The sequence below is a fragment of the Mesorhizobium australafricanum genome, assembly GCF_033977265.1.
Lineage (GTDB): Bacteria > Pseudomonadota > Alphaproteobacteria > Rhizobiales > Rhizobiaceae > Mesorhizobium > Mesorhizobium australafricanum.
This window is the reverse complement of the sequence record NZ_JAVIIT010000015.1, coordinates 20,750-46,004: the sequence shown is the minus strand read 5'-3', so window position 1 is coordinate 46,004 and position 25,255 is coordinate 20,750. Positions and strand designations below refer to the sequence as shown.

The following is a 25,255-nucleotide window of genomic DNA, read 5'->3' as shown; positions in this document are numbered from 1 at the left end:
TTTTCGGCCCCCGCCGAAATCGCTGCGCCTGGAGTTGCTTCAGGTCGGCGGCGTGCCGTTCTCGTCCAGCACCGCGCCTGCGAAATAGAGCGAGCCGCCGATCAGGATACGCGGCGCCGGACCGTCCCAAGAGTCGCGCAGAAGCATCAGCGCGCTGGCGACCGAGCTGACCGGCTCGGCCGACAGGCCGGCCTCGGCGGCGCGCAGCGCCAGTTCGTCGTTCGGCACGCCGGCGTCGCTGCTGGTTACCGGCACGGTGTAGACATGGCGGGCGAGGCCCTTGAAGGCGCTGAAATAGCCGGTCTGATCCTTGGTGTTGATCATACCGGAGATCAAGATCAGCGGCCTCGGGTTCTTTTCCTCCTGCTCGGCCAGCGCCTCGGCGATGACGATACCGGCACTCGGATTGTGACCGCCATCCAGCCAGATCTCGGCGCCCTTCGGCGCGAGCTCGACAAGCTTGCCCTGCGGCAGCTTCTGCATGCGCGCCGGCCAGGCGACATGGGTCATCGCCTTTTCGGTGGCGCGATGGCTGATCTCGAAGCCGGCCGCCTTGACGGCAGCGATCGCCGCCGCGGCGTTGGCGAACTGGTGGCGCCCGGGCAGGCGCGGCGAAGGCAGGTCCATCAACCCGTCCTCGTCCTGATAGACCATGCGGCCGTTTTCCTCGAAGGCGAGGAAATCCTGGCCATAAACCACGGTCGGGCAATCCAGCCGCTCGGCCGTCTCGATCAGCACCTGAAGTGCCGTCTCGCTTTCCTGCGCGCCGATCACCACCGGGCAACCGCGCTTCATGATACCGGCCTTTTCGGCGGCGATCAGCTCGACGCGGTCGCCGAGATAGGCCTCGTGGTCCATCGATATCGGCATGATGACCGAAACGGCCGGTCGCTTGATGACATTGGTGGCGTCGAAGCGGCCGCCGAGACCGACCTCGATGATCGCCGCCTCCGCCGGATGCTCCGAAAACAGGATGAAGGTGACGGCGGTGAGGATCTCGAAGACGGTGATCTTCTGGCCGGCATTGACTTCCGCGGCACGCGCGATGGCCTCGGCGAAAACGTCGTCATCGACGAGCTTGCCGCCGTCTTCGGCCGCCAGCCGGTAGCGCTCATGCCAGTTCACCAGATGCGGCGAGGTGTGGACGTGGACGAGATGGCCAGCCGCCTCCAGAAGCGCGCGCGAGAAGGCGGCGCAGGAGCCCTTGCCGTTGGTGCCCGCGATGTGGATGACCGGCGGCAGCCGGTCCTGCGGATTGCCGAGGCGTTCGAGAAGCCGCGTGACGCGGTCCAGCGAAAGGTCGAAGCCTTTCGGATGCAGCGTCATCAGATGTTCGATTTCGCGGTCGGCGGAAAGCGTTGTCATGATGGAATCCTAGAGCGGTTCATCATTCATGGAAATGCAGAACCGCTCTCTCTCTCTTTTGTTGACGCAATCCCCGGACGGAAAACCGTTTCACACTTTTCCTGGAATTGCTTTGGTGCACGGCACCCTGAACCGGGAATCGGTTCAGAACAGCCATGCGCAAATCAGAGGCTACAGCACGCAACAGGCGGCGCAAATCGCGGATCGCGGCCAACGATGTCGCGTCAGGCCGATGTCGCGTCAGGCTTGGGGCCGCGCCTCGGCGCTGACGACGGCCGGCGGCAAAATCTCCGGCTCGAGCGGCTTCTCGGCCTCCGGCATCTTGAGCAGCATCTTCAAGAGCCGCGCGATGGTCTGGCGCATCTCCAGACGCGAGACGACCATGTCGACCATGCCGTGCTCCATCAGGTATTCGGCGCGCTGGAAGCCGTCGGGCAGTTTTTCGCGGATGGTCTGCTCGATGACGCGCGGGCCGGCAAAGCCGATCAGGGCGCCGGGCTCGGCGATCTGGACGTCGCCCAGCATGGCGTAGGAGGCGGTGACACCGCCGGTGGTCGGATTGGTCAGCACGACGATATAGGGCAAGCCGGCTTCCTTCAGCCGGTCGACGCCGACCGTGGTGCGCGGCAATTGCATCAGCGACAGGATGCCTTCCTGCATGCGGGCGCCGCCGGAGGCCGCGAAGAGGATCAGCGGCCGCTTGCGCTGCAGCGCGACCTCGAAGGCATGCACGATGGCTTCGCCGGCTGCCATGCCGAGCGAGCCGCCCATGAAGGCGAAGTCCTGCACGGTGACGATGACCGGCAGCCCGTCGATGGTGCCGGCGCCGTTAAGGATCGCATCATCCAGGCTGGTCTTGGCCTTCGCCTCCTTCAGGCGATCGGTGTAGCGCTTCTCGTCGCGGAACTTCAGCGGGTCGAGGACGACCTTCGGGTTTTCGAGCTGCTCGTATTTGCCGTCGTCGAAAAAGTACCGCAGCCGCTCCCTGGCCGAGATTTTCATATGGTGGCCGGAAGCCGGGATGACGAACTGGTTGGATTCGAGATCCTTGTGGAAGATCATCTCGCCGGTCTCGGGATCCTTGATCCAGAGGTTCTCCGGCATGTCGGTGCGCCGGCCGAGCATCGAATTGATCTTCGGGCGGACGTAATTGGTGATCCAGTTCATGGCTTCGGCTCCTGTCCTGGAATAAAGACGTAGGAAGATTATTCGGCGGCAGCAAGGCGGGCCGAACGAACGCCCTGGGCAAGGCCGCTGACCAGAGTGGCGACGGCTTCGGCCGGATCGGCTGTTTTCTCGCCCTTCGGCCCAAGCACATTGGCAATCGCGTTGACGATCGCCGTGCCGACCACGACGCCGTCGGCCGACGCGCCGATGACACGCGCCTGCTCGGCCGTCTTGACGCCGAAACCGACGCAGACCGGCAGCGCGGTATGGCCCTTGATGCGCGTGACCGCCGCCGAGACCTTGGCGGTGTCGGCCAGGGCCGAGCCGGTGATGCCGGTCATCGAGACGTAATAGACGAAGCCCGAGGTGTTTTCCAAAACCTTGGGCAGGCGCTTGTCGTCGGTGGTCGGCGTCGCCAGCCGGATGAAGTTGACGCCGGCCTTCAGCGCCGGAATGCAGAGCTCCTCGTCCATCTCCGGCGGCAGGTCGACGACGATCAGGCCGTCGATGCCGCTTGCCTTGGCGTCGGTGAGGAAGCGGTCGACGCCGTAGATGTAGATCGGGTTGTAGTAGCCCATCAGCACGATCGGCGTGTCATTATCGCCGGCGCGGAACTCGGACGCCATCTTCAGCGTCCTGGCCAGCGTCTGGCCGCCTTTCAGCGCCCTGAGGCCCGCCGCCTGGATCGCAGGGCCGTCGGCCATCGGATCGGAAAAGGGCATGCCGAGCTCGATGATGTCGGAGCCCGCGACCGGCAGCCCCTTCATGATGGCCAAGGCGGTGTCGTAATCGGGGTCGCCGCCCATGATGTAGGTGACCAAGGCCGGACGGCCTTCGGACTTGAGCTTCGCCATGCGGCGGTCGATGCGGGTGGTCATTGTCAGATCTCCATGCCCAGCATGTTGGCCACCGTGTGCACGTCCTTGTCGCCGCGGCCTGACAAATTGACGATGACGATCTGGTCCTTGTCCATGGAAGGCACGATCTTCATCGCATGGGCGATGGCATGCGCCGATTCCAGCGCCGGGATGATGCCCTCGACACGCGTCGTCAGTTGGAAAGCTTCCAGCGCCTCGTCGTCGAGAATCGGCTCGTACTGGACGCGGCCGGAGTCGCGCAGCCATGAATGCTCGGGGCCGACGCCCGGATAGTCGAGGCCGGCCGAGATCGAGTGGCCGTCCATGATCTGGCCGTCGGCATTCTGCAGGAGGTAAGTGCGGTTGCCATGCAGCACGCCCGGCCTGCCGGCGTTCATCGAGGCGCAGTGCTCGATGCCGTCGAGGCCGCGCCCGCCGGCTTCGATGCCGATGATGCGGACTTGCCTGTCGTCGAGGAAGGGATGGAACAGGCCGATGGCGTTGGAGCCGCCGCCGACAGCGGCGATGATGACATCGGGCAGCCGGCCTTCCTGCTCGAGGATCTGCGCGCGGGCCTCCGTGCCGATCACCGACTGGAAGTCGCGCACCAGCTCCGGATAGGGATGCGGGCCGGCGGCGGTGCCGATCAGGTAATAGGTGTCCTCGACATTGGTGACCCAATCACGCAGGGCCTCGTTCATGGCGTCCTTCAGCGTGCCGTGGCCGGCCGTGACCGGCCGCACCTCGGCGCCGAGCAGCTTCATGCGGAACACGTTGGGGCTCTGGCGGGCGACATCGGTGGCGCCCATGTAGACCACGCAGGGATAGCCGAAGCGGGCCGCGACGGTGGCCGAGGCGACGCCATGCTGGCCGGCGCCGGTCTCGGCGATGATGCGCTTCTTGCCCATGCGCTTGGCGAGCAGGATCTGGCCAAGGCAATTGTTGATCTTGTGCGAGCCGGTGTGGTTCAGGTCCTCGCGCTTGAAATAGACCTTGGCGCCGCCGAGATGTTTCGTGAGGCCTTCGGCGAAATAGAGTTTTGAGGGCCGCCCGGCATAGTGGGTCGACAGGTTCTGCAGCTCGGCCTTGAACTCCGGGTCGGTCTTGGCCTTGTTCCACTGCTGTTCTAGATCGAGGATCAGCGGCATCAGCGTCTCGGCGACGAAGCGGCCGCCGAAAATGCCGAACATGCCCTGCTCATCGGGCCCGGTACGAAAGGAATTGGGCATTGCCGGCTTGTTCATCGCCGATCTCCTAAGTCTTGGCTTTGAGCATGTCCTTATCGGAAAACCGGTTCCCACTTTTCCGGGACATGCTCCAATGTGAATTGTGTTCAGGCGGCGCGGTCGTCGCGCGCAGCCCTGACGGCCCGGAAAAACTGCTCGATCAGCGCCGGATCCTTGACGCCCGGAGCGCTTTCCACGCCCGACGAGATGTCTATTGCGGGCGGATTGGCCTGTCTCAGGGCATCGCCGATATTGGCGGCGTTGAGCCCACCGGAAAGCATGTATTCGACGCCGACGTCAAGGCCGGCAAGGATGCGCCAGTCGAAGGCGACGCCATTGCCGCCCGGAAGTTGCGACCCCTTCGGCGGCTTGGCGTCGAAGAGGAAACAGTCGGCGACGCCGGTATAGGGCTTTACCCGCTCCAGATCCGCCGCCTCGCTGACCGGCAACGCCTTCATCACCGGCAGGCCGTAACGGGCTTTCAATTCCGACACCCGCTCGGGTGTTTCCGAACCATGCAGCTGCAGCATATCGGGCTGCATTTTGGCGACGATTTCGTCGAGAAAGGCATCATCGGCATCGACCGTGACGGCGACTGCCTTGGCCTTGCCGCGTGCGGCTTCTCGGAGGCGGCCGGCCTCCGCTGGCTCGACATAGCGCGGGCTCTTGGAGAAGAAAATAAAGCCGACATGGCTGGCGCCGCCGGCAAGGGCGGCAGCCATCGCGGCGTCGGTCTTCAATCCGCAGATCTTGATCTCGAGCGTCATTGGCCGGGATTGGCACGAAACGGCCAAAGAGTCGAGAAAAAGCATGCTGTTGCCTGCTCTTCGGAAAACACTACCTTGATATAGGAATTACCGGCGGGAGCACGATAACCATGGCCGACCAGTCCGTCGCCGAACTCAGGCAGAAGATCGCGCAGGCGCGCGAGGTGATCGCTCACCTGATGGACAAGGCCGCCTACAACGGCGCCGAGGCGCATCGGGCGCTGGATTATTTCGGCAGCGACGCGTTTGATCGGAATTTCCTGCCGTGGCCGCATTCCGATGAGGGGTTGCGGCCGGAGGAGTTGAACGCGGCGAATGATGATTGAGCGAGTTTCGCGGGTCGCGCCATCCGTAATTTCGTCATCCTAGGGCGGAGCGACGCGAAGCGTCGCGCAGACCCTGGGATCCATGCCGTTACATCGGCCGAAAGGTGCAGCGGTGGAGAATATTCCCTTTTTCGTTCAAGGACATAGCATCTTTTGCATCGTTGCGGCGCTCGCACGTCACGGAATGGATCCTAGGGTCTGCGCGCGTCGCTTCGCTCCTTGCTTCGCCCTAGGATGACGAAGCTGAGATGGCTCGGCCAATCTCCAGCGCCGCGCGGCCAGCGGCCGGCCGTAATGGCGCCACGCAGGCACCTACTCAAACACGATCGCCTGCAGGGCGCCGCCGTTGCGCTTCAGCCAGTCCTTGCAGCGGTCGGTGTCGGGGCAGAGCTTCTCGCACAGTTTCCAGAATTTCGGGCCGTGGTTCATCTCCTTGAGATGCGCCACCTCATGCGCCACCAGGTAGTTTATCACCGCCGGCGGCGCCATCATGATGCGCCAGGAGAAGGACAGATTGCCCTCCGAGGTGCATGACCCCCAGCGGCTGGTGGTATCCTTGTAGCGGATCGCCTTGGCGCGCTTGCCGATCGCCTCGGTGTGCTTCACCACCAGCTTCTCGATCTCCTTCTTGGCCTCGCGCTTGAGGTGATCGGCAATGCGGCGCGGCAGGTGGATGCGCTCGCCATGGACGATCAAAAGCGGGCCGCGCTCGTCACGCGAGACGGCGACGGTGCCGCGCTTGGAAGGCTCGTGGACGATGCGATGCGGCACGCCGCGGATCGGGATCCTGATGCCCGGACGCACCTGCGGCCTTGTCGGCACCTTGGCCAGGCGCTGCTCAAGCCAGTCCTGGTGGCGGTCGAGGAACTTCTCCACCTCGCCGCGGCGCAGGCCCGGTGGCACGGTGACACGCAGGCCCTGGCCGCCGGAATCGATGCGCAGCGTCAGCCGCCGCGCCCTGGCGCTTTCGACGATTTTCAGCGGCAGCGTGCGGCCGGCGACGCAATGCTCGCGCTCCACGACGGGCGCGGCCTTGGGCTTGGTCAGGTTGCGGAAGAAGCCGAGGGTCATGGCTGGACGATACGCGATTCGAAAAAAACGGCCAGTGGAGGGAAGTCACATAGAGAACAAAAAAGAAACGGCGCCGCTAGACGCGACGCCGCATATCATGCCGAGACCTGTCCCTGCAGCGCCGCGCGTCCTCTCGGGCGCGCAAGGGACGCTGCAGCACTTTGAGTTGGCGCATGACCTTTTCCGAAAATCGGCGTCGATTTTCGGGGTCATGCGCCGGTATCTCAGTCGTCGAGCAGGTTCGTGCCCTTGCCGCGCTTCGGAGCGGTCTTGTCGGTCGAGCCAGTGGTGGTCGGCGCGGTCGACTTGTTGCGGTTCGCCATGAAGCGATCGAACTCGTCCTGGTCCTTGGCGCGGCGCAGCTCGCGGGCGTAGTCGTCGAACTCGGTCAACATCTCGTCCAGCTTGCGGCGCTCTTCCGCCAGGCGCTCGAGTTCCTTCTCGCGCCAGTCGTCGTAGGCGACGTTGCCGGTACGGGCCGAACCGTGGCCCCAGCGGGCCGCCTTGTCGGAGCCGCGGCGGCAGCCGGCGAAGATGCCGTCAGTGGCGCGGTTGACGTCGCGCTTGAAGCCTTCGAGCCGGTCGCCCCAGATGATGTAGGCGAGCATGGCGAAGCCGAGCGGCCAGAACACCATGAAGCCGATGACCATCAGCGCGATGGTGGCCGGCGTCCAGGCCGGACGGATCAATGCACTCGTGTTCATTTTCTCCCAATCCTTCCGTTGGAGACAGCCAAACCGGCTGCGTGGAATCGAAATGGGAAGGCGAAATAGGCGATTCAAGGCAAGTCCGGCCAAAACCGGCGAAGCATCTGAAATGATTATCGCTTTTTGAGCTTTTCGAGGGAAAGCACTGCCATTCCGGCGACAAGGCCCCAAAACGCCGCGCCGACGCCGAAGAGCGTGAGCCCGGAGGCCGTGACGGCAAAGGTGATGGTGGCGGGCATGCGCTCGGCCTCGTCCCTGAGCGCGATCGACAGGGCGTTGGCCAAAGACGCCATCAGCGCCAGCCCGGCGACCAGCACGATCAGGCTCTGCGGCAGGACGGCGAAGATCGCCACCAGCGAAGCGCCGAAGACGGCAAAGAGCAGGTAGGCCAGCGCATAGAACGGACCGGTCTTCCAACGCTCGGCGGGGTCGGGGTGCACGTCGGGGCCGGTGCAGATCGCCGCCGAGATTGCCGCCAGATTGGTGGTTGCGGCGCCGAACGGCGCCGACAGCAGCGAAAACAGGCCGGTGACGCCGATCAGCGGTCCAGGTTCGGGGTGGTAGCCCGCGGCGCGCAGCACGGCGAGGCCGGAGAGATTCTGCGAAGCCATGGTGACAAGGTAGAGCGGCAGCGCCAGGCCGACGATCGCCTGGGCGGTGAAAACAGGAGCAATCAGCGTCAGTGTCGACAGTTCCGGCGCCGGCAGGCCGCCGACACGGCCGGTGAGGAAGGCGGCGAGCCCGCCGCCAACCAGAACCGCCAGCACCGACAACGCGGGATTGAACAGACGGATGACGAAAAAGGCCGCGATCAGTGGCAAAATGAGCCAGGGATCCGCCGGAATGGCCTTCACCGCATTGATGGCGAACGTGACGACGATACCGGCCAGCATGCCGGAGGCGACGGACGCCGGTATCCGCGCGATCAGCCTGGTCAGCGGCTTGAACAGGCCGGTGGCGACCAGCAGGACGCCGGTGACGATGAAGGCGCCGACGGCTTCGGGCATGGTGAAGCCGGTGGAGGCGGCGACCAGCGCGAGACCCGGCGTCGACCAGGCGGTGATGACCGGCATTTTCGTCCGCCAGGACAGCCACAGGCATTCGATCGCCATGGCGAGGCAGATCGCCGTCACGCCGCTGGCGGTCTCGATCTGCGTCGCGCCGACGGCCTTGGCGGCGGCAATGACGATGGCCAGCGTCCCGCCGAAGCCGACGATCGCCGCGACGAAGGCGGATATCGGGATGGAAAGGCGCATTCTCAGGCGGCCCGCCTGACCATATCCCCGACAGCCCGCTTGAGCATTTCGAGATCCTCGGGACGGGACAGGCGATGGTCGCCGTCGGGGATCAGCGACAGCGTCACGTCGTCGGCAGGCAGCATCGCGGCCAGCTTCAGCACATGGCCCGAAGGCACGTCCGGGTCGGCCAGGCCTTGCAGGATATGCACCGGACAGTGGGTGTCGATCGGCCCGGTCATCACCCGGTTGGCGCGGCCGTCCTCGATCAACGCGCGCGTGTAAATGTAAGGCTCGTCCGAATAGTCGGACGGCTCGGCGAAGAAGCCTTTTTCCTCGATATCGCGTCGCTGCGCGTCGGTGAGCACAGGCTCGATCAGCTCGACGGTGAAATCCGGCGCCGGCGCCAGCAGCACCAGGCCGGCTACTCTTGTGTCGCCCGCCTTGCGCAGTTCCTGCACCATGCGCAGCGCGATCCACGCCCCCATCGAGGAGCCGACCAATATCTGCTTGCCCTGGCTGAAGCGGCGAAAGACAGCAAGGCTCTGCGCCAGCCATCTGGAGATCGTGCCGTCGGCAAACTCGCCGCCCGATTCACCGTGGCCGGAATAGTCGTGGCGCAGATAGGCGTGGCCCTCGCTGCCGGCCCAGGCGGCCAGCGTCTCGGCCTTCGTGCCCAGCATGTCGGACTTGTAGCCGCCGAGCCAGACCACGCCGGGCGCCGCGCCCCGTGCCTGCCGGACGGCGATGCTCGACCCGTCTACATCGATGAAAACCGGAGCGCTGGCGGCCATGATCCCTGTCCTTCCGACCGGTCTTTTGGCACAGGCGGTGGTTCAACGAAAAGTGCTCGCGGCGTTTCTTTGCTTGGTGCAGACAATTGCCAGGCAGCAGGTGATTTTCCGGCAGGGCTATGCTATTGACTCACGCCCCGCGCTCACCACATAGGCGCGTCCACCTAATTTTGACTCTACACAAACCCTGAACGAAACGGCCGAGGAGACCACGACCATTCGCAGACCTTTCAAAGCAGCGGCACCCACCAAGGACGGGCCGCGCTCCAACCGAGACATCCGGGTGCCCCGGGTCCAGCTCATTGACGCCGAAGGCCAGAACCGCGGCGATGTTTCCATCAACGACGCATTGCTGCTGGCCGAAGAGGCCGGGCTCGATCTCGTCGAGATATCGCCCAATGCGGTGCCCCCCGTCGTCAAAATCCTCGATCTCGGCAAGCTGAAATACGCCAACCAGAAGAAGGCGGCCGAAGCGCGCAAGAACCAGAAGGTCATCGAGATCAAGGAGATCAAGATGCGCCCGAACATCGACAGCCATGACTACGAGACCAAGATGAAGGCCGTGCGGCGCTTCTTCGAGGAAGGCGACAAGGTCAAGCTGACGCTGCGCTTCCGCGGCCGCGAGATGGCGCATATGGAACTCGGCATGCAGCTTCTGAACAAGGTGCGCGAGGAAGTGGCGACGATCGCCAAGGTCGAGGCGGAGCCGAAGCTCGAAGGCCGCCAGATGATGATGGTGCTGGCGCCGCGCTAAAATCCCGCCAACATCATGGCGCAAGGCGTCCCGACGATCGGCGGGGCGCCTGTTTTCAATCCGATCGCCGGCTACTCGACGATCGAGTCCTCGATCACGAGCCAATCGACGATCGGGTTTTCCCGATCGCGAGCAAATCGCGACGATCGGATGGGTCATGGTCGATGAAGTGAAGGTTCCTGCCGACAACCAGAATGAAGGGTTGGGCGGCTACCAATATATGCGCCGGATCGTGCTTGCCGTGCTGATCGTGGTGCTGTTTGCGGCCCTCCTGTTCGGCCAGTCGACCTTTCCGCCTGACACGCCGGTGCATGAGTCGATCGAGATGTTCGGCGTGCTCTTGATCTTTCTCGGCATTGTCGGGCGGCTGTGGTCGACGCTCTATATAGGCGGGCGCAAATCGGCCGAGGTGGTCACCGGCGGGCCCTATTCGATCACCCGCAACCCGCTCTATCTGTTTTCGACGGTGGCCGCCGCCGGCGTCGGCGCGCAGATTGGCTCGTTCACGGCGATCATTCTTTTCGCGATGCTGTGCGCGGGTGCTTTCCATATCGTCATCCTGCGCGAGGAGCGCTATCTGAAGGAAGTGCTCGGCGCGCCTTACCAGGCTTATCTGGCGAAAGTGCCGCGCTTCTTCCCCAACCTCTCGCTCTACCAGGAAGGCGATACCGGCAGCTTCCGGCCACGCCTCTTGTTGAACACGCTGCTCGACGGGTTGGTGTTCCTGGTGGCGCTGCCTGCCTTCGAGCTGATCGACGGCGCGCAACTGACAGGCGTGCTGCCGGTATGGTTCCGCCTGCCCTGACTGGGGACAGTGCGTCGCACGGCTTCAGGTGTTGCGCCCGCGCCATCTTTGATCTATAGGACCGCCGTTCCAAGAAAACCGCCCGGCAGGGCATGCCGTGGCGGTTTCATTTGCTTTTCGGGCTTTGGTCGGCCCGAAGCGAAAAAAGAAGCGCGATGGTGCGCCACCAATACGGAGTAGCAAAATGCCCAAGATGAAGACCAAATCGGCCGCCAAGAAGCGGTTCAAGATTACTGCCACCGGCAAGGTGCTGTCGGCTGCCGCCGGCAAGCGCCACGGCATGATCAAGCGTTCCAACAAGTTCATTCGCGATGCCCGCGGCACGATGGTTCTGGCTGAACCGGACGGCAAGAAGGTCATCAAGAATTTTCTGCCGAACGGCCTCTGAGCATTCGGCCCTGGACACGCAATTAGTTTGACGCAATTCCGAACGGAAAACCGCTGAACACTTTTCCTGGAATTGCTTTTAAGGAGATCATGACATGGCACGCGTAAAGAGAGGCGTTACCGCCCACGCCAAGCACAAGAAGGTCCTGAAAGCCGCCAAGGGCTTCTACGGCCGCCGCAAGAACACCATCCGCATCGCCAAGCAGGCGGTGGAGAAGTCGCTGCAGTACGCCTATCGCGACCGCAAGAACCGCAAGCGCTCGTTCCGCGCGCTGTGGATCCAGCGCATCAACGCCGCGACCCACGAGCACGGCCTGACCTATGGCCGCTTCATCGACGGCCTCAACAAGGCCGGTATCGAGATCGACCGCAAGATCCTTTCGGACATGGCCATCCACGAGCCGCAGGCTTTCGCCGCGCTCGTGGCCAAGGCCAAGGTCGCGCTCGAATATCTGAAGAACACCACGCCGAATGCTTTTGAGAGCGCTGTCGCCTAAGCCAGCGCTTCCCAAGCATTTTTAGTACTGATTTGGGGAACCCGCGCTGGCACGGCTGGCGCGGGTTCTTTTTTGGCCCCTGATGCAACCAAAATGGCACCCGCGTAACCAAAGTGGTGACGCACGCTGAATGCCAGTCATCCAATCGAGAGAGCTTCGCCGTGAACGCCACCGCTGGAAATCTTGAAACCCTCGAAGCTTCCCTGATGGCCGACATCGCGGCAGCCTCGGACGAAGCCGCGATCGAGGCGGTGCGCGTCTCTGCGCTGGGCAAGAAGGGTTCGGTCTCCGAAATGCTGAAGACGCTGGGCGCCATGAGCGCCGAGGAGCGCCAGGTGAAGGGCCCGGCGATCAACGGCCTGAAGAACCGCGTCACCGAGGCGCTTACCGCGCGCAAGGCGGAGCTGAAGGATGTGGCGATCGCAGCTCGGCTCGCCGCCGAGACGGTCGACGTGACGCTGCCGGTGCGCCAGTCGCCGGCGGAGCGCGGCCGCATCCATCCGATCAGCCAGGTGATCGACGAGATCGCGGCGATCTTCGGCGATCTCGGCTTCGCGATTGCCGAAGGTCCGGATATCGAGACCGACTATTACAATTTCACGGCGCTGAATTTCCCCGAGGGCCATCCGGCGCGCGAGATGCACGACACCTTCTTCTTCCAACCGGACGAGAAGGGCGAGCGCAAGCTGTTGCGCACGCACACCTCGCCCGTGCAGATCCGCACCATGGAGAAGCAGAAGCCGCCGATCCGCATCGTCATCCCCGGCAAGACCTACCGGCAGGATTCGGACGCCACCCACTCGCCGATGTTCCACCAGGTCGAGGGGCTGGTGGTCGACAAATCGGCCAATGTCGCCAACATGAAGTGGGTGCTGGAGGAGTTCTGCAAGGCCTTCTTCGAGGTGCCGTCGGTCAAGATGCGCTTCCGGCCGTCCTTCTTCCCGTTCACCGAGCCCAGCCTCGAGGTCGACATCCAGTGCGACCGCTCGCGGCCCGGCGAAGTGCGCTTCGGCGAAGGCTCGGACTGGATGGAAATCCTGGGCTGCGGCATGGTGCACCCGAATGTGCTGCGCGCCGGCGGGCTCGACCCCGACGAGTATCAGGGCTTTGCCTGGGGCATGGGCATCGACCGCATCGCCATGCTGAAATACGGCATGCCGGACCTGCGCGCCTTCTTCGATGCCGACGTGCGCTGGCTGTCGCATTACGGTTTCAGGCCGCTCGACCTGCCGACGCTGTTCGGAGGACTGTCGACATGACCGCTCCCCATACCGGGGGCTGTCGTTGCGGTGCCGTGCGGTTCGAGGCGTCAGCCGAGCCGCACCACATCAGCTATTGCCATTGCGGCGATTGCCGGCGCGCCAGCGGTGCGCCGGTGTCGGCCTTTGTCGGCTTCATGGCCGACCAGGTCGCGCTCAACGGCAAATCGTTGAAAAGCTACCGCAACGGTCCGGTGGAGCGCTCGTTCTGCGGCATTTGCGGCTCGCCGATCGCCTATGCCGACAAGCGGCTCGACAACCAGATCTATTTCATGCTCGGCGCCATGGACATGCCGGCCTATTTCAGGCCGACCGTGCATGCGCATGTGCGTGAGCAACTGCCCTTCCTGCACATGCCCGACGCGCTGCCGCGCGAATTGAAGACCAGCGTACCCCGGCCCGAAGAACAAATATCCGACGGAACACAGTCATGAAATTCACCCTCTCCTGGCTCAAGGACCATCTCGAGACCGACGCCTCGCTAGCCGAGATCGTCGAGCGGCTGACCGCGATCGGCCTCGAAGTCGAACATGTCGACGACAAGGCGGGCCTGAAGCCCTTCGTCATCGCGAAAGTACTGACGGCGGTGCAGCACCCCGACGCCGACCGGCTGCGGGTGCTGACTGTCGACACCGGCGACGGCAAGCCGCCGGTGCAGGTGGTGTGCGGCGCGCCGAATGCCCGCGCCGGCCTGATCGGCGCCTTCGCGGCGCCCGGCACCTATATTCCGGGCATCGACGTGACGCTTTCGGTCGGCAAGATCCGCGGTGTCGAAAGCCATGGCATGATGTGCTCCGAGCGCGAGCTGGAAATCTCCGACGAGCATAACGGCATCATCGATTTGCCGCAGGATGCGCCGGTCGGCACCAGCTTCGCGACTTACGCGCATCTCGACGATCCGGTCATCGAGATCAATTTGACGCCGAACCGCCCGGACGCGACCAGCGTCTACGGCATCGCGCGCGACCTTGCGGCAAGCGGGCTCGGCCGCCTCACCGGCGGCGGGATCATGCCGCATGCCGGCGACGGGCTGTGCCCGGTCAAGGTCACGATCGAGGCGCCGGAGCTCTGCCCCGGCTTTGCGCTGACGCTGGTGAAGGGTGTCAAGAACGGTCCGTCGCCGAAATGGCTGCAGCAGCGGCTGATCGCGATTGGCCTGCGTCCGATCAGCGCGTTGGTCGACATCACCAACTATGTCACCTTCGACCGCGGCCGGCCGCTGCACGTGTTCGACGCGAAGAAGGTCGCCGGCAATCTGACCGTGCGCCGGGCGCGCGAAGGCGAGAAGGTGCTGGCGCTCGACGGCCGCGAATACACGCTGACGCCCGAAATGTGCGTGATCGCCGACGAGGACGGTGTGGAATCGATCGCCGGCATCATGGGCGGCGAGCATTCGGGCTGCGACGAGAACACCACCGACGTGCTGATCGAGTCGGCGCTTTGGGATCCGATCGCCACGGCGCGGACCGGCCGCACGCTCGGCATCATCAGCGATGCGCGCTACCGTTTCGAGCGCGGCGTCGATCCCGAATTCATGGTGCCGGGCATCGAGCTGGCGACCAAGCTGGTGCTCGATTTCTGCGGCGGCACGCCGACGGAAATCGAAGTGGCGGGCTATGCCGGCCACAAGCCGAAGGTCGTCTCCTTCCCGCTCTCCGAAGTGAAGCGGCTGACCGGCATCGAGGTGCCGAAGGCCGAGGCGCTGGCCATCCTGACCCGCCTCGGCTTCGAGCCGCAGGGCTCGGGCGAGGTCGTCAAGGTGAAGGTGCCGTCCTGGCGGCCGGATGTCGACGGCAAGGCCGACCTCGTCGAAGAGGTGATGCGCATCCATGGCGTCGACAATATCTTGGCGCAGCCGCTGACCTCGCATGACGCGGTCAACGGCAAGATCCTGACCACGCTGCAGGTGCGCACCCGCGCGGCCAAGCGGGCGCTTGCCGTGCGCGGCATGATGGAGGCCGTCACCTGGTCGTTCATCCCGGCAAAACACGCCGAACTGTTCGGCGGCGGGCAGACGGCGCTCAAGCTCGCCAACCCGATCGCCGCCGACATGTCCGACATGCGGCCTTCGCTGCTGCCCGGGCTGATCGCGGCCGCGCAGCGCAATGCCGACAAGGGCATCGGCGACGTGGCGCTGTTCGAGGTTTCGGGCACCTATGAAGGCGACGCCGCCGACCAGCAGCGGCGCGTCGCCGCTGGTGTCAGGCGCGGCACCGCCAAGCTCGACGGCTCGGGCCGCAGCTGGGCCGGCAATGCCGGGCCGGTCGGCGTGTTCGACGCCAAGGCGGATGCGATCGCAGCACTCGAAGCCTGCGGCGCGCCGGTCGACCGGCTGCAGATCGAGCCCGGCGGCCCGGCCTGGTATCACCCCGGGCGTTCCGGCACGATCAAGCTCGGACCCAAGGCCGTGCTCGGCACCTTCGGCGAGTTCCATCCGAAGACGCTGGACGGGCTCGACGCGTCAGGTCCGATTTGCGGCTTCGAGATTTTCGTCGATGCCGTGCCGGAGCCGAAGGCCAAGCCGACGCGCACCAAGCCGAAGCTGGAGCTGTCGCCCTTCCAGGCGGTGAAGCGCGATTTCGCCTTCGTCGTCGACAGATCGGTCGAGGCCGGCACGCTGATGCGGGCGGCACTTGCCGCCGACAAGAAGCTGGTCACCGGCGTTTCGGTGTTCGACGTCTTCGAGGGCGCGTCGCTGGGCGCCGCCAAGAAGTCGATCGCTATCGAGGTTTCGATCCAGCCGGTCGAAAAGACGCTGACCGACGAGGATTTCGAGGCGCTGGCCAAGCGCATCGTCGACAACGTCAACAAGCACACGGGCGGCGTGCTCAGAACGTAGGGCATTGCGGAGCGATGGCGAATCGCCCTCCAAAGGGCGATGCGCCATCTCCGCTATTCCGGCCTTCCCTTCGAGGAGCAACGCGCGGCTTTCCTCGCCATCGTCGCGGCCGATCCGCTGCTGGCCGAGACGCTGGCGCGTGTGCGCCAACTCGCGCTGCCGGATTGGCTGGTGGTTTCCGGTGCGCTCTACAACAGCGTCTGGAACCATCTGACCGGCAAGCCGCCTGGCTACGGCATCAGGGATGTCGACCTGTTTTATTTCGACGATGCCGACCTCTCCTACGAGGCCGAGGATGCGGTGATCCGCCGGGCTGCGACACATTTCGAAGGATTGCCGCTGCCGGTCGAGGTGCGCAACCAGGCGCGTGTGCATCTGTGGTATCCGGCAAAGTTCGGGCAGGAGTGCCCGAAGTACGCGAGCGCGAGCGAGTCGGTGAGTTACTTTGCGTCGAAGACGCATGCGGTGGGGGTGCGGTACGCCGCCGGCGGGAAGTTGGAGTTGGTGGCGCCCTTTGGGCTCGACGACATTTTTTCGTTTCGCATCACGCCGAACCGGGCGCTGGACAATCAGCGGACGCATGAGGCGAAGGGAAGAAGGGCGCGGGAGTGCTGGGCGGAGATTGAAGTGGTGGCTTGGTGAGAGAGGCCGGCGGGACAGCACCCCCCTCTGCCCTGCCGGGCATCTCCCCCGCAAGGGGGGAGATTGGCTGTCCGGGTGGACGGCATCTCCCTTTCAACGTTGGTGATTAGCGAAAGCCGCGCGACATCTGATCTCCCCCCTTGCGGGGGAGATGGCCGGCAGGCCAGAGGGGGGTGCCTCGCGCTAACGTCTCAACAAAAGGGCGCCGAAGCGCCCCCTTCCGTCGCACTCACCCATTCACCAGCGCCAGCAATTCCTCCGTATAGCGCTTGCCGACCACCTTGTCGGGCGATAGGGCGTCGCCGATCGCAGCGACTTCCGCCGCGCTCAGTTCGATCCCAGCCGCCGCGGTGTTCTGTTCCAGGTGGCGTATCATCCTTGCGCCGGGGATCGGCACGATGAAGTCGCCCTGGTGCAGCACCCAGGCGAGTGCCAGCTGCGCCGGTGTCACGCCCTTTTTCTCCGCCATCTTTTCCAGCATCGCGATGACGGCGTTGTTGGCTTCCATCGCCTCGGCCTGGAAACGCGGCAAGGTGAGACGCCAGTCGCCGGCACTGAGCACCTCCGGCTTGCTGAGCGTGCCGGTGAGCAGGCCGCGGCCGAGCGGGCTGTAGGGCACGAAGCCGATGCCGAGCTCGCGGCAGACGGCGAAGACCTCGTCCTCCGGATCGCGGCTCCACAGCGAATATTCGCTTTGCACGGCGGCGATCGGGTGCACCGCATGCGCCCGGCGCAGCGTCGCGCCGCTCACTTCCGACAGGCCCAGCGCCCGGACTTTGCCTTCGCGCACCAGCTCGGCCATGGCGCCGACGGTGTCCTCGATCGGCACGTTGGGGTCGACGCGGTGCTGGTAATAGAGGTCGATAACCTCGGTATCCAACCGCTTCAGCGAGGCTTCGGCCACCGCCTTGACATGTTCGGGGCGACTGTCGACGCCGGCCATGCGCTCGATGCCCGTGCCTTCGTCCAAAATCTTGAAGCCGAATTTGGTGGCGATTGTCACCTGGTCGCGCACCGGCTTCAGCGCCTTGCCGAGCAGGATCTCGTTCTCGAACGGCCCGTAGACTTCGGCGGTGTCGAAGAAGGTGACGCCGATCTCGACGGCGCGGCGCAGCGTGGCGATTGCCTCGGCTTCCGGCTGGCCGCCATAGGCGAAGCTCATGCCCATGCAGCCGAGACCGACGGGGAAGACTTCGAGTTCAGTGCCTAGTTTGCGGGTTTGCATGGCGCGCATCTCCTTGTTGCGATGGGAAGGAGATAGTGGCAGGAGCTCCGTTCGATAATCATGGCTCTTTTGCACGGCTTGTTCTAAGAAGTAGATCAATGGACCGCACCAACCTCTCGCAGCTCGCGGTGCTCGCCACCGTCGCCCAATGCGCCAGCTTTCGTGGCGCTGCGCGCGAGCTCGGCATTGCGCCTTCGGCCGTGAGCCATGCGGTGTCCAGCCTGGAGGCGCGGCTCGGCGTGCGGCTCCTGGCGCGCAGCACGCGCAGTGTCGCGCCGACCGAGGAGGGCGCGCAGCTGCTCGAACGGCTGCGGCCGGCGCTGTCCGAGATCGACCTGGCGCTGGAAACAGCGGTCGAGGCGCGCGACCGACCAGCCGGCAATCTGCGGCTGACCGTGCCGCGCACGGCTGTGCATCTGACGCTGACGCCACGGCTCGGCGCCTTTGCCGCCGCCTATCCCGACATCGTGCTGGAGATCGTCATCGAGGACCGCTTCACCGACGTGGTCGAAGGCGGCTTCGACGCCGGCGTGCGGCTCGGCGAAAGCCTGCAGCGCGACATGATCGCGGTGCGCATCGGCCCCGATCTTCGCGGCGCCGTCGTCGGCGCGCCGTCCTATTTCGAGGCGATGCCGAAGCCGCGCCATCCGCGCGAGCTGGCCGACCATCGCTGCATCCGCTTCCGTTTTTCCAGCGGCATCCTTTATCGCTGGGAATTCGAGAAGGACGGCGAGGAGATCGAAATTGCCGCGCAAGGGCCGCTGATCCTCGACGAGGACCATCTGATCGCCCAGGCGGCGGTCGACGGCGCCGGGCTTGCCTTCGTCTTCGAGCCTTATGTCCGCGCGCCGCTCGCTGATGGAAGGCTGGTCCGCGTGCTGGAGGATTGGTGCCCGGCCTTCGATGGTTTCTTCGTCTATTATCCCAGCCGCCGCCAGATGCGCCCGGCGCTCAGGGCTTTCGTGGATTTCTTCAAGGTGAGTGGTTAGGCGCGTGATACGATCATGCTTCGGCGTTGGTCGGAAAGATTATCAGGCGTCGGCGCCGCCCCTCATCTGCCTGCAATGAGGGGCGGCGCGGCGTCTGAAGGTTGTGTGTAGAACCAGGCTTAGGCACCTCGGAAGAAAGCTGAACCCGATAGCGTTTGCCGATCATGCAATTCGCCATCACCAACACCCCAACTCGCTATGGCTGGGCGATGATCGTCCTCCACTGGCTGATCGGGATCATCTTCATCGGCCAGTTCGTGCTCGGCTTCGTCATGGTGCGGACGGCGAGCCAGCGGACGTCTTTCGAGCTGATCCAGCTGCACAAATCCTTCGGCTTCCTGCTGCTCGGCCTGATCATCCTGCGGATCGCCTGGCGGCTCGGCAACGCGGCGCCGCCACTGCCGCGCTCTGTTGGAACATTGGAGCGCAAGGCAGCGCCGCTGGCGCATTTCGCGCTCTACGCTTTCCAGATCGCGCTGCCACTGTCCGGCTGGGCGCTGGTTTCGGTGTCGACGCTGGAAATCCCGAGCATGCCCTTCAACCTGTTCGTGATGCCCAATTTGCCGCTGGCCGAGTCCGACGCTGCGGAGAGCTTCTGGACATCCGCGCATTGGTATCTCGCCTATGCCGGCATCGCGCTGGTGGCGCTGCATATAGCTGCCGCCTTCCGCCATCATTTCCTGCTGCGCGACAATGTGCTCACGCGTATGATCACGCCTTCGTCAGGCGGGGAATAGAACCGCTCCATCATTCGTTGGTGGGTCGAGAACGCAGAAAATGCGTATCCGCGGAAGGAACAAATCTCATGAACGCGCGCATCTTTGGATTGGCGGCTTTTGCCGCTTGCCTTGCCATGCCCGCAGTGGCGGCGGTGGCGCTCAGCGACGCCGCGGGCAGCTATACGATCAGCCCATCGGGCTCCTCGATCCGCTTCACCATCGGCAAGGCCGGCGGCGGCGGTTTCGACGGCGCCTTCGGCCGCTTCAAGGGCACGATCCGCATCGACAATGGCGATGTCGGCCGCTCCAAGGTCGAGCTCACCATCTATCCGGAAAGCGTCGGCACGGGCCAGGGCCGCATCGACGCCTTCCTGCGCTCCGACGCGGTGTTCGACGCCGCCAACAATCCGGAGATCCAGTTCCGCTCGACCAGCGTGACCCGCACCGGCGACACGACGGCGCTCGTCACCGGCCGGCTGACGGCCCGCGGCAAGACATTTCCGGAAAAATTCACGGCCGAACTCGGCGGATTGAAGGGCGGGACCATCAAGTTCCACGTCACCGGCAAGGTGCTGAGGTCGCGCTACGGCATGGATGTCGGCACGCCGCTTTATTCCAATGTCGTCGATTTCGACATGACGCTGATGGGGAGAAGGGGGTAGTTCTAAGTCGCGCCTCCTCGGCTTCGTCATCCTAGGGCGGAGCAAGGAGCGAATTGACGCGCGCGCACCCTAGGATCCATGCCGTAACGCTAAGGCGTTGCAACGGTTACAGAATTCTGCGCCGTTGCACTTTACGTCATAGGTCACGGAATGGATCCCCGGGTCAAGCCCGAGGATGACGAGGCGCTTTGTGACCCGCGTCTGCGATTGGCTTTTCTCCAGAATTGGGGCAAACCTCGTCGCCTGTAAACCGACATGGAGAAGCGTGATGTTCCGATGGGGTGTTCTGTCGACGGCCAAGATCGGCCGCGAGCAGCTTTTGCCGGCAATCGTGGATTCGGAGAACGGCGTTCTGTCGGCGATCGCCAGCCGCGACCTGTCGAAGGCCAAGGCATTGGGCGAGCGTTTCGGCGCCCGCCATGCCTTCGGCTCCTATGAGGAACTGCTTGCCTCCAAGGAGGTCGACGGCGTCTACATCCCGCTGCCGACCTCCCAGCATGTCGAATGGACGGCGAAGGCGATTGAAGCCGGCAAGCACGTGCTGGTCGAGAAGCCTCTGGCGCTCGACGCCAAGGACATCCCGCCGCTGATCAAGCTGCGCGACGCCAAGAAGGTGCTCGTCTGCGAGGCCTTCATGGTCGTCTACCACCCGCAATGGATCAAGGTGCGCGACCTCATCGCCGGCGGCGCCATCGGCCGGCTGCGCCACGTGCAGGGCGCGTTCTCCTATTACAATGTCGATCCCAGGAACATGCGCAACCAGCTCGACCTCGGCGGCGGCGCGTTGCCCGACATCGGCGTCTATCCGACGGTGTCGACGCGCTTTTCGACCGGCAAGGAGCCTCTGCGCGTGCAGGCGACGATCGAGCGCGACAAGACTTTCGGCACCGACATCTATTCCTCGATCCGCGCCGATTTCGGCGACTTCGAATTGTCCTTCTACCTGTCGACGCAGATGGCGGCCCGCCAGGTGATGGTGTTCCACGGCGAGAAGGGTTTCATCGAGGTCTTCGCCCCGTTCAATGCCGGGCTCTACGACCACCACCGCATCGAGCTGCACAACCAGAACCACACCGAGGCGCAGGTGTTCCGCTTCCCCGGCACGCAGCAATACCGGCTCGAATGCGAAGCCTTCGTGCGCGCCGCCCAGGGCGGCAAGGACCGCGTCTTCACGCTGGAAGAATCGGTGCTCAACCAGAAGGTCATCGACGCCATCTTCCGCGCCGGCGAAAAGGACGGTTGGGAAGCCGTCTAAGAAATTCGCCAACGGCCGTTTTTAGGGGAGGGAAACGTGGCTGACGCGGATGCTATCATTGTCGGCGCGGGGCTGGCGGGCCTCGTCGCCGCTGCCGAACTGGCTGACGCCGGCAAGAAAATCATCATCGTCGACCAGGAACCGGAACAGTCGCTGGGCGGCCAGGCCTTCTGGTCGTTCGGCGGGCTTTTCCTGGTCGATTCGCCGGAGCAGCGGCGCATGCGCATCCGCGATTCCCACGACCTCGCACTCGAGGACTGGATGGGCACCGCCGCCTTCGACCGTCCGGAAGATTTCTGGCCGCGCAAATGGGCTGAGGCCTATGTCGGCTTCGCCGCCGGCGAGAAACGCTCCTGGCTGATCGAGAGGGGCATGAAATTCTTCCCCGTCGTCGGCTGGGCCGAGCGCGGCGGCGGCAATGCTTATGGTCACGGCAATTCGGTGCCGCGTTTCCATATCACCTGGGGCACCGGTCCCGGTGTGCTCGAACCGTTCGTGCAGCGCGTGCGCGCGGCGCAAAAGCGCGGGCTGGTCCAGTTCAGGTTCCGCCACCGGGTCAACGAGATCGTCCGCACCGGCGACACCGTCACCGGCGTGCGCGGCGATGTGCTGGAGCCGAGCAGCGTCGAGCGCGGCCACAAGAGCGCGCGTCACGTGACCGGAGACTTCGAGCTCCATGCGCAAGCGGTGATCGTCGCTTCGGGCGGCATCGGCGGCAACCATGAGCTGGTGCGCAGGAATTGGCCGCAGCGCCTCGGCGCGCCGCCTAAGCGCATGATCACCGGCGTGCCCGACCATGTCGACGGCCGCATGCTGGCGATCAGCGAAGCGGCCGGCGGGAGGATCATCAACCGCGACCGCATGTGGCACTATGTCGAGGGCATCAAGAACTGGGCGCCGATCTGGACCGAGCATGCGATCCGCATCCTGCCCGGCCCCTCCTCGCTCTGGCTCGACGCGCGCGGCAAGCGGCTGCCGGCGCCGCTCTATCCGGGCTTCGACACGTTAGCCACGCTCAGCCACATCATGAGCACCGGCTTCGACTATTCGTGGTTCATCCTGACCAGGAAGATCATCCAGAAGGAGTTCGCGCTGTCGGGCTCTGAACAGAATCCTGACCTCACCGGCAAAAGCTGGCGGCAGGTGCTCGGACGCGCGACGAGCGGCATCCCGGGTCCGGTGAAAGCCTTCATGGAAAAAGGCGAGGATTTCATCGTCGAGGCGGACCTTTCGAAGCTGGTGGCGCGGATGAATGCGCTGGCCGGCGGCGAGCCGCTGCTGGAGGTGGCGCAGGTCGAGCGCGAGCTCCGTGCCCGCGATAGGCAGCTCGACAACCCGTTCTCCAAGGATGCGCAAATCACCGCGCTGCGTGGCGCGCGCGCCTATCTCGGCGACAGGCTGATCCGCACGGCAAAGCCGCACAAGATGCTCGATCCGCAGAACGGCCCGCTGATTGCGGTGCGCCTCAACATCCTGACCCGCAAGACGCTGGGCGGCCTCGAGACGGACCTGGACAGCCGTGTGCTCGATGCCGAGGGGCAACCGGTGCCGGGACTCTACGCGGTCGGCGAGGTGGCCGGCTTCGGCGGCGGCGGCGTGCATGGCTATGCGGCGCTGGAAGGCACCTTCCTCGGCGGCTGTATTTTTTCGGGCCGCAGCGCCGGGCGGGCGGCCGCCAAGGCGGTCGCCTGACCGCATGGCCGGCGACCGCGAGACATGCCGGCCTACCGGCTGGCCAGCACCATGCGGTTGCCTTCGCTGTCGCGGAATTCGGCGACGGTGCGGCCCGGCTGCCATGGCGCTTCCTGCGGCTCGGTGACGATCTCGACGCCCTTGGCCCTGAGCGAGCCGACCCTCGCCTCGACGTCATCGTCGATCAGGACCAGCACCGGATCGGCGCTCGGCAACGTATCGGCGCGGCTGATGAAATGCAGGTTGGTGACCGCGTGGGGGAAGGCCAGCTCGACCCAGCGCCAGCCGCTATCGCCCATGGGCTGGTCGGCAATGACCTGGCAGGCAAGGTTGTCGGTGTAGAACGCCTTGGCGCGGTCCTGGTCGGATACCGGCAGCTCGGCAAACTGGATATGCATGGATGTCTCTCCTCATCGCGGAGGCCGATGCGGCCTCGACGCGTAAAAGACGACGGAGGCAGGCAAAAAGATTCGCGGGTCGACGAGAATCTTTTTGCCGGACCAAAACGTCTTTCCTTCGCAAGCCCATCAAAGGAGACGACCATGACCTACAACCTCATCCGCTACGGCGTGAAGGATGCCGCCATCACCGAGAACCGGGCACTGGTGGCGAAAGTGTTCGAGGCGCTGGATGAAACGCAGCCTCAATCCGTGCGCTATCTGGTGCTCGAACTGGAGAGCGGCGAATTCGTCCATCTTGTCGGCTACGACAAGGATAGCTCGGCGCTCACCGAACTCGACGCTTTCAAGGCCTTCGGCGCCAATCATGCCGAACGGCGCTCGACACCGCTTGCCAGGTCGCCGGCGAAGATCGTCGGCAATTATCGTATGCTGGCCAAGGCCGACGAAGCCGTGCCAGCCTGACCCGAACGCGGTCTGGCTCACGAGCCGGCGATCAAGAGAACAGGAACGATGAGCACAGCGAAATTCGGCCGCGCGGAACTTGAAGCCATGCTCGTCGGCCTGCGCCCGAAACTGCACCGCTATGCGGCGCGCATGGCCGGCTCGGCGATCGAGGGCGAGGACATCGTGCAGGAGGCGGCGGTGAAGGCGCTTGCCGCGCATGATGACGGTGCCCTCGTCGAACGCCCCGAACAGTGGCTGTTTCGCATCGCCCACAACGCAGCGCAGGATCATCTGCGCCGTCGCCAGCGGGAGCGTTCCCGCATCACCGAGGCCGACATGACAACAGTTGAGGACCTCTCCGCCAACGCGGAGGCGAGACTGGGGGCGGCGACGAGCCTGCGCGGCTTCATGCGCTTGACGTTGGCGCAGCGCAGCGCCGTCATCCTGGTCGACGTGCTCGGTCTCAGCCTGTTCGAGACCTGCGCGGTGACGGGCGCGACGCTTGCAGCCACCAAGGCGGCGCTGCATCGCGGCCGGGCGGAGTTGAAGGCATTGGCGACGGCGCCGGACGACATGACCATGCCGAAGCTCGATCCGAAGGAAGAGCGGCAACTGCGCCGCTATATCGACCTGTTCAACGCCCGCGACTTCGATGGCGTCAGGGCGTTGATCGCCGAGGATATCCAAGTCGACGTCATCAACCGCGCCCGTTTGCGCGGCAAGAAGGAAGCCTCGACCTATTTCGGCAATTACGACCGTGTCGACGACTGGGCGCTGTCGCTCGGCTTTGTCGAGGGACGGCCGGCGATCCTGATCCGCAACCCGCAAGCGGCCGATGCGGTGCGCGGCTTCATGCTGATCGACTGGCGCGGCGACGAGGTCACGGCGATACGCGATTTCCGCTATGCGCCTTATTGTGCCGCGGAGGCGGATATCCGCGCTATCGACGGCTAGTTCCCCAGCATAGGGATTTTGATCGGTCGGCGCTGTTTGCGTTGGCAGGTGGGGTGCCTTGGAGATTGGCCGAAACGTCCATCGCGATCGTCATTCTAGGGCGGAGCAGGAGCGAAGCTCCGTCGCGAAGACCCTAGAATCCATGCCGTTACCTTCGCCAAGGAGTGCAACGGTGCAAAATTCTGCACCGCAGCAACGCTTCGACGTCACGGAATG

The 25,255-nt window shown here is 64.5% G+C and carries 27 protein-coding genes; 16 read left to right on the top strand and 11 right to left on the bottom strand.

The features are described from left to right. Nucleotides 1-39: 39 nt before the first annotated feature. From RFM98_RS24405 to RFM98_RS24385, 5 genes are all read right to left on the bottom strand, one after another. Nucleotides 40-1,365 (bottom strand): bifunctional folylpolyglutamate synthase/dihydrofolate synthase, encoded by a 1,326-nt coding sequence (locus RFM98_RS24405; RefSeq protein WP_320311188.1) that lies wholly within the window; start codon nucleotides 1,363-1,365, stop codon nucleotides 40-42. A 240-nt stretch (nucleotides 1,366-1,605) separates the two neighbouring features. Continuing rightward, nucleotides 1,606-2,532: an acetyl-CoA carboxylase, carboxyltransferase subunit beta gene (gene accD, locus RFM98_RS24400; RefSeq protein ID WP_320214847.1), complete on the bottom strand. Its 927-nt coding sequence runs from the start codon at nucleotides 2,530-2,532 to the stop codon at nucleotides 1,606-1,608. A gap of 38 nt (nucleotides 2,533-2,570) precedes the next feature. Continuing rightward, nucleotides 2,571-3,410, bottom strand: coding sequence for a tryptophan synthase subunit alpha (gene trpA / locus RFM98_RS24395; RefSeq protein ID WP_320311187.1), 840 nt, complete (start codon nucleotides 3,408-3,410; stop codon nucleotides 2,571-2,573). 2 nt (nucleotides 3,411-3,412) lie between these two features. Next, nucleotides 3,413-4,633: a tryptophan synthase subunit beta gene (gene trpB, locus RFM98_RS24390; protein ID WP_320311186.1), complete on the bottom strand. Its 1,221-nt coding sequence runs from the start codon at nucleotides 4,631-4,633 to the stop codon at nucleotides 3,413-3,415. 89 nt (nucleotides 4,634-4,722) lie between these two features. Continuing rightward, the gene (locus RFM98_RS24385) at nucleotides 4,723-5,382 is read right to left on the bottom strand and encodes a phosphoribosylanthranilate isomerase (RefSeq protein ID WP_320311185.1); all 660 of its coding nucleotides are present in this window, start codon (nucleotides 5,380-5,382) and stop codon (nucleotides 4,723-4,725) included. 110 nt (nucleotides 5,383-5,492) lie between these two features. On the opposite strand from RFM98_RS24385, the gene RFM98_RS24380 reads away from it, so the two are divergent. Then, nucleotides 5,493-5,708: a hypothetical protein gene (locus tag RFM98_RS24380; protein WP_320311184.1), complete on the top strand. Its 216-nt coding sequence runs from the start codon at nucleotides 5,493-5,495 to the stop codon at nucleotides 5,706-5,708. Between the two features lie 312 nt (nucleotides 5,709-6,020). Here RFM98_RS24380 and RFM98_RS24375 read toward each other — a convergent pair whose 3' ends face one another. The 4 genes from RFM98_RS24375 to RFM98_RS24360 all read right to left on the bottom strand — a co-directional run bounded on the left by RFM98_RS24375 (nucleotide 6,021) and on the right by RFM98_RS24360 (nucleotide 9,515). Then, nucleotides 6,021-6,779 carry a M48 family metallopeptidase gene (locus tag RFM98_RS24375; protein WP_320214842.1) on the bottom strand — a complete coding sequence of 253 codons (759 nt, stop codon included), beginning with the start codon at nucleotides 6,777-6,779 and terminating at the stop codon, nucleotides 6,021-6,023. A gap of 224 nt (nucleotides 6,780-7,003) precedes the next feature. Further along, a complete protein-coding gene (locus tag RFM98_RS24370) occupies nucleotides 7,004-7,483 on the bottom strand; it encodes a DUF2852 domain-containing protein (RefSeq protein WP_320311183.1) in 480 nt (159 codons plus the stop codon). A gap of 116 nt (nucleotides 7,484-7,599) precedes the next feature. Beyond that, a complete protein-coding gene (locus tag RFM98_RS24365; RefSeq protein ID WP_320311182.1) occupies nucleotides 7,600-8,742 on the bottom strand; it encodes a benzoate/H(+) symporter BenE family transporter in 1,143 nt (380 codons plus the stop codon). Between the two features lie 2 nt (nucleotides 8,743-8,744). Continuing rightward, nucleotides 8,745-9,515, bottom strand: coding sequence for an alpha/beta hydrolase (locus RFM98_RS24360; RefSeq protein WP_320311181.1), 771 nt, complete (start codon nucleotides 9,513-9,515; stop codon nucleotides 8,745-8,747). Nucleotides 9,516-9,732: 217 nt separating this feature from the next. On the opposite strand from RFM98_RS24360, the gene infC reads away from it, so the two are divergent. The 8 genes from infC to RFM98_RS24320 all read left to right on the top strand — a co-directional run bounded on the left by infC (nucleotide 9,733) and on the right by RFM98_RS24320 (nucleotide 16,698). Then, nucleotides 9,733-10,269 (top strand): translation initiation factor IF-3, encoded by a 537-nt coding sequence (infC, locus tag RFM98_RS24355; RefSeq protein WP_010912915.1) that lies wholly within the window; start codon nucleotides 9,733-9,735, stop codon nucleotides 10,267-10,269. Nucleotides 10,270-10,426: 157 nt separating this feature from the next. Next, a complete protein-coding gene (locus RFM98_RS24350) occupies nucleotides 10,427-11,074 on the top strand; it encodes a methyltransferase family protein (RefSeq protein WP_320311180.1) in 648 nt (215 codons plus the stop codon). 184 nt (nucleotides 11,075-11,258) lie between these two features. Continuing rightward, complete coding sequence (gene rpmI / locus RFM98_RS24345; RefSeq protein ID WP_027166935.1) at nucleotides 11,259-11,462, top strand: 50S ribosomal protein L35; 204 nt, start codon at nucleotides 11,259-11,261, stop codon at nucleotides 11,460-11,462. Nucleotides 11,463-11,556: 94 nt separating this feature from the next. Then, complete coding sequence (rplT, locus tag RFM98_RS24340; protein WP_027053776.1) at nucleotides 11,557-11,958, top strand: 50S ribosomal protein L20; 402 nt, start codon at nucleotides 11,557-11,559, stop codon at nucleotides 11,956-11,958. 206 nt (nucleotides 11,959-12,164) lie between these two features. Next, nucleotides 12,165-13,217 carry a phenylalanine--tRNA ligase subunit alpha gene (gene pheS / locus RFM98_RS24335; protein ID WP_320311268.1) on the top strand — a complete coding sequence of 351 codons (1,053 nt, stop codon included), beginning with the start codon at nucleotides 12,165-12,167 and terminating at the stop codon, nucleotides 13,215-13,217. Beyond that, on the top strand, nucleotides 13,214-13,651 hold the full coding sequence (locus RFM98_RS24330) for a GFA family protein (protein WP_320311179.1): 438 nt from the start codon (nucleotides 13,214-13,216) through the stop codon (nucleotides 13,649-13,651). The genes pheS and RFM98_RS24330 overlap by 4 nt, the downstream gene beginning before the upstream one ends. After that, entirely contained in the window at nucleotides 13,648-16,056 is a 2,409-nt protein-coding gene (pheT, locus tag RFM98_RS24325; protein WP_320311178.1) for a phenylalanine--tRNA ligase subunit beta, read from the top strand. The genes RFM98_RS24330 and pheT overlap by 4 nt, the downstream gene beginning before the upstream one ends. A 39-nt stretch (nucleotides 16,057-16,095) precedes the next feature. Continuing rightward, nucleotides 16,096-16,698 (top strand): nucleotidyltransferase family protein, encoded by a 603-nt coding sequence (locus RFM98_RS24320; RefSeq protein ID WP_320311177.1) that lies wholly within the window; start codon nucleotides 16,096-16,098, stop codon nucleotides 16,696-16,698. Between the two features lie 229 nt (nucleotides 16,699-16,927). Here RFM98_RS24320 and RFM98_RS24315 read toward each other — a convergent pair whose 3' ends face one another. Next, on the bottom strand, nucleotides 16,928-17,923 hold the full coding sequence (locus RFM98_RS24315) for an aldo/keto reductase (protein ID WP_320311176.1): 996 nt from the start codon (nucleotides 17,921-17,923) through the stop codon (nucleotides 16,928-16,930). A 98-nt stretch (nucleotides 17,924-18,021) separates the two neighbouring features. Here RFM98_RS24315 and RFM98_RS24310 point away from each other — a divergent pair, with 98 nt between their 5' ends. The 5 genes from RFM98_RS24310 to RFM98_RS24290 all read left to right on the top strand — a co-directional run bounded on the left by RFM98_RS24310 (nucleotide 18,022) and on the right by RFM98_RS24290 (nucleotide 23,240). Next, complete coding sequence (locus RFM98_RS24310) at nucleotides 18,022-18,912, top strand: LysR family transcriptional regulator (protein ID WP_320311175.1); 891 nt, start codon at nucleotides 18,022-18,024, stop codon at nucleotides 18,910-18,912. A gap of 164 nt (nucleotides 18,913-19,076) precedes the next feature. Next, nucleotides 19,077-19,649, top strand: a complete 573-nt coding sequence (locus RFM98_RS24305) for a cytochrome b (protein WP_320311267.1) — start codon at nucleotides 19,077-19,079, stop codon at nucleotides 19,647-19,649. Between the two features lie 68 nt (nucleotides 19,650-19,717). Beyond that, nucleotides 19,718-20,293, top strand: a complete 576-nt coding sequence (locus tag RFM98_RS24300; protein WP_320311174.1) for a YceI family protein — start codon at nucleotides 19,718-19,720, stop codon at nucleotides 20,291-20,293. Between the two features lie 268 nt (nucleotides 20,294-20,561). Further along, nucleotides 20,562-21,548: a Gfo/Idh/MocA family protein gene (locus RFM98_RS24295; protein WP_320311173.1), complete on the top strand. Its 987-nt coding sequence runs from the start codon at nucleotides 20,562-20,564 to the stop codon at nucleotides 21,546-21,548. Between the two features lie 36 nt (nucleotides 21,549-21,584). Next, complete coding sequence (locus RFM98_RS24290) at nucleotides 21,585-23,240, top strand: FAD-binding dehydrogenase (protein WP_320311172.1); 1,656 nt, start codon at nucleotides 21,585-21,587, stop codon at nucleotides 23,238-23,240. Between the two features lie 32 nt (nucleotides 23,241-23,272). Here RFM98_RS24290 and RFM98_RS24285 read toward each other — a convergent pair whose 3' ends face one another. Then, nucleotides 23,273-23,638, bottom strand: a complete 366-nt coding sequence (locus RFM98_RS24285) for a VOC family protein (protein WP_320311171.1) — start codon at nucleotides 23,636-23,638, stop codon at nucleotides 23,273-23,275. A 144-nt stretch (nucleotides 23,639-23,782) separates the two neighbouring features. Here RFM98_RS24285 and RFM98_RS24280 point away from each other — a divergent pair, with 144 nt between their 5' ends. Together RFM98_RS24280 and RFM98_RS24275 are read left to right on the top strand one after the other, a co-directional pair. Further along, nucleotides 23,783-24,103, top strand: a complete 321-nt coding sequence (locus tag RFM98_RS24280) for a hypothetical protein (RefSeq protein ID WP_320311170.1) — start codon at nucleotides 23,783-23,785, stop codon at nucleotides 24,101-24,103. 48 nt (nucleotides 24,104-24,151) lie between these two features. Then, on the top strand, nucleotides 24,152-25,039 hold the full coding sequence (locus RFM98_RS24275; RefSeq protein WP_320311169.1) for a sigma factor: 888 nt from the start codon (nucleotides 24,152-24,154) through the stop codon (nucleotides 25,037-25,039). The last annotated feature ends 216 nt before the right edge of the window (nucleotides 25,040-25,255 follow it).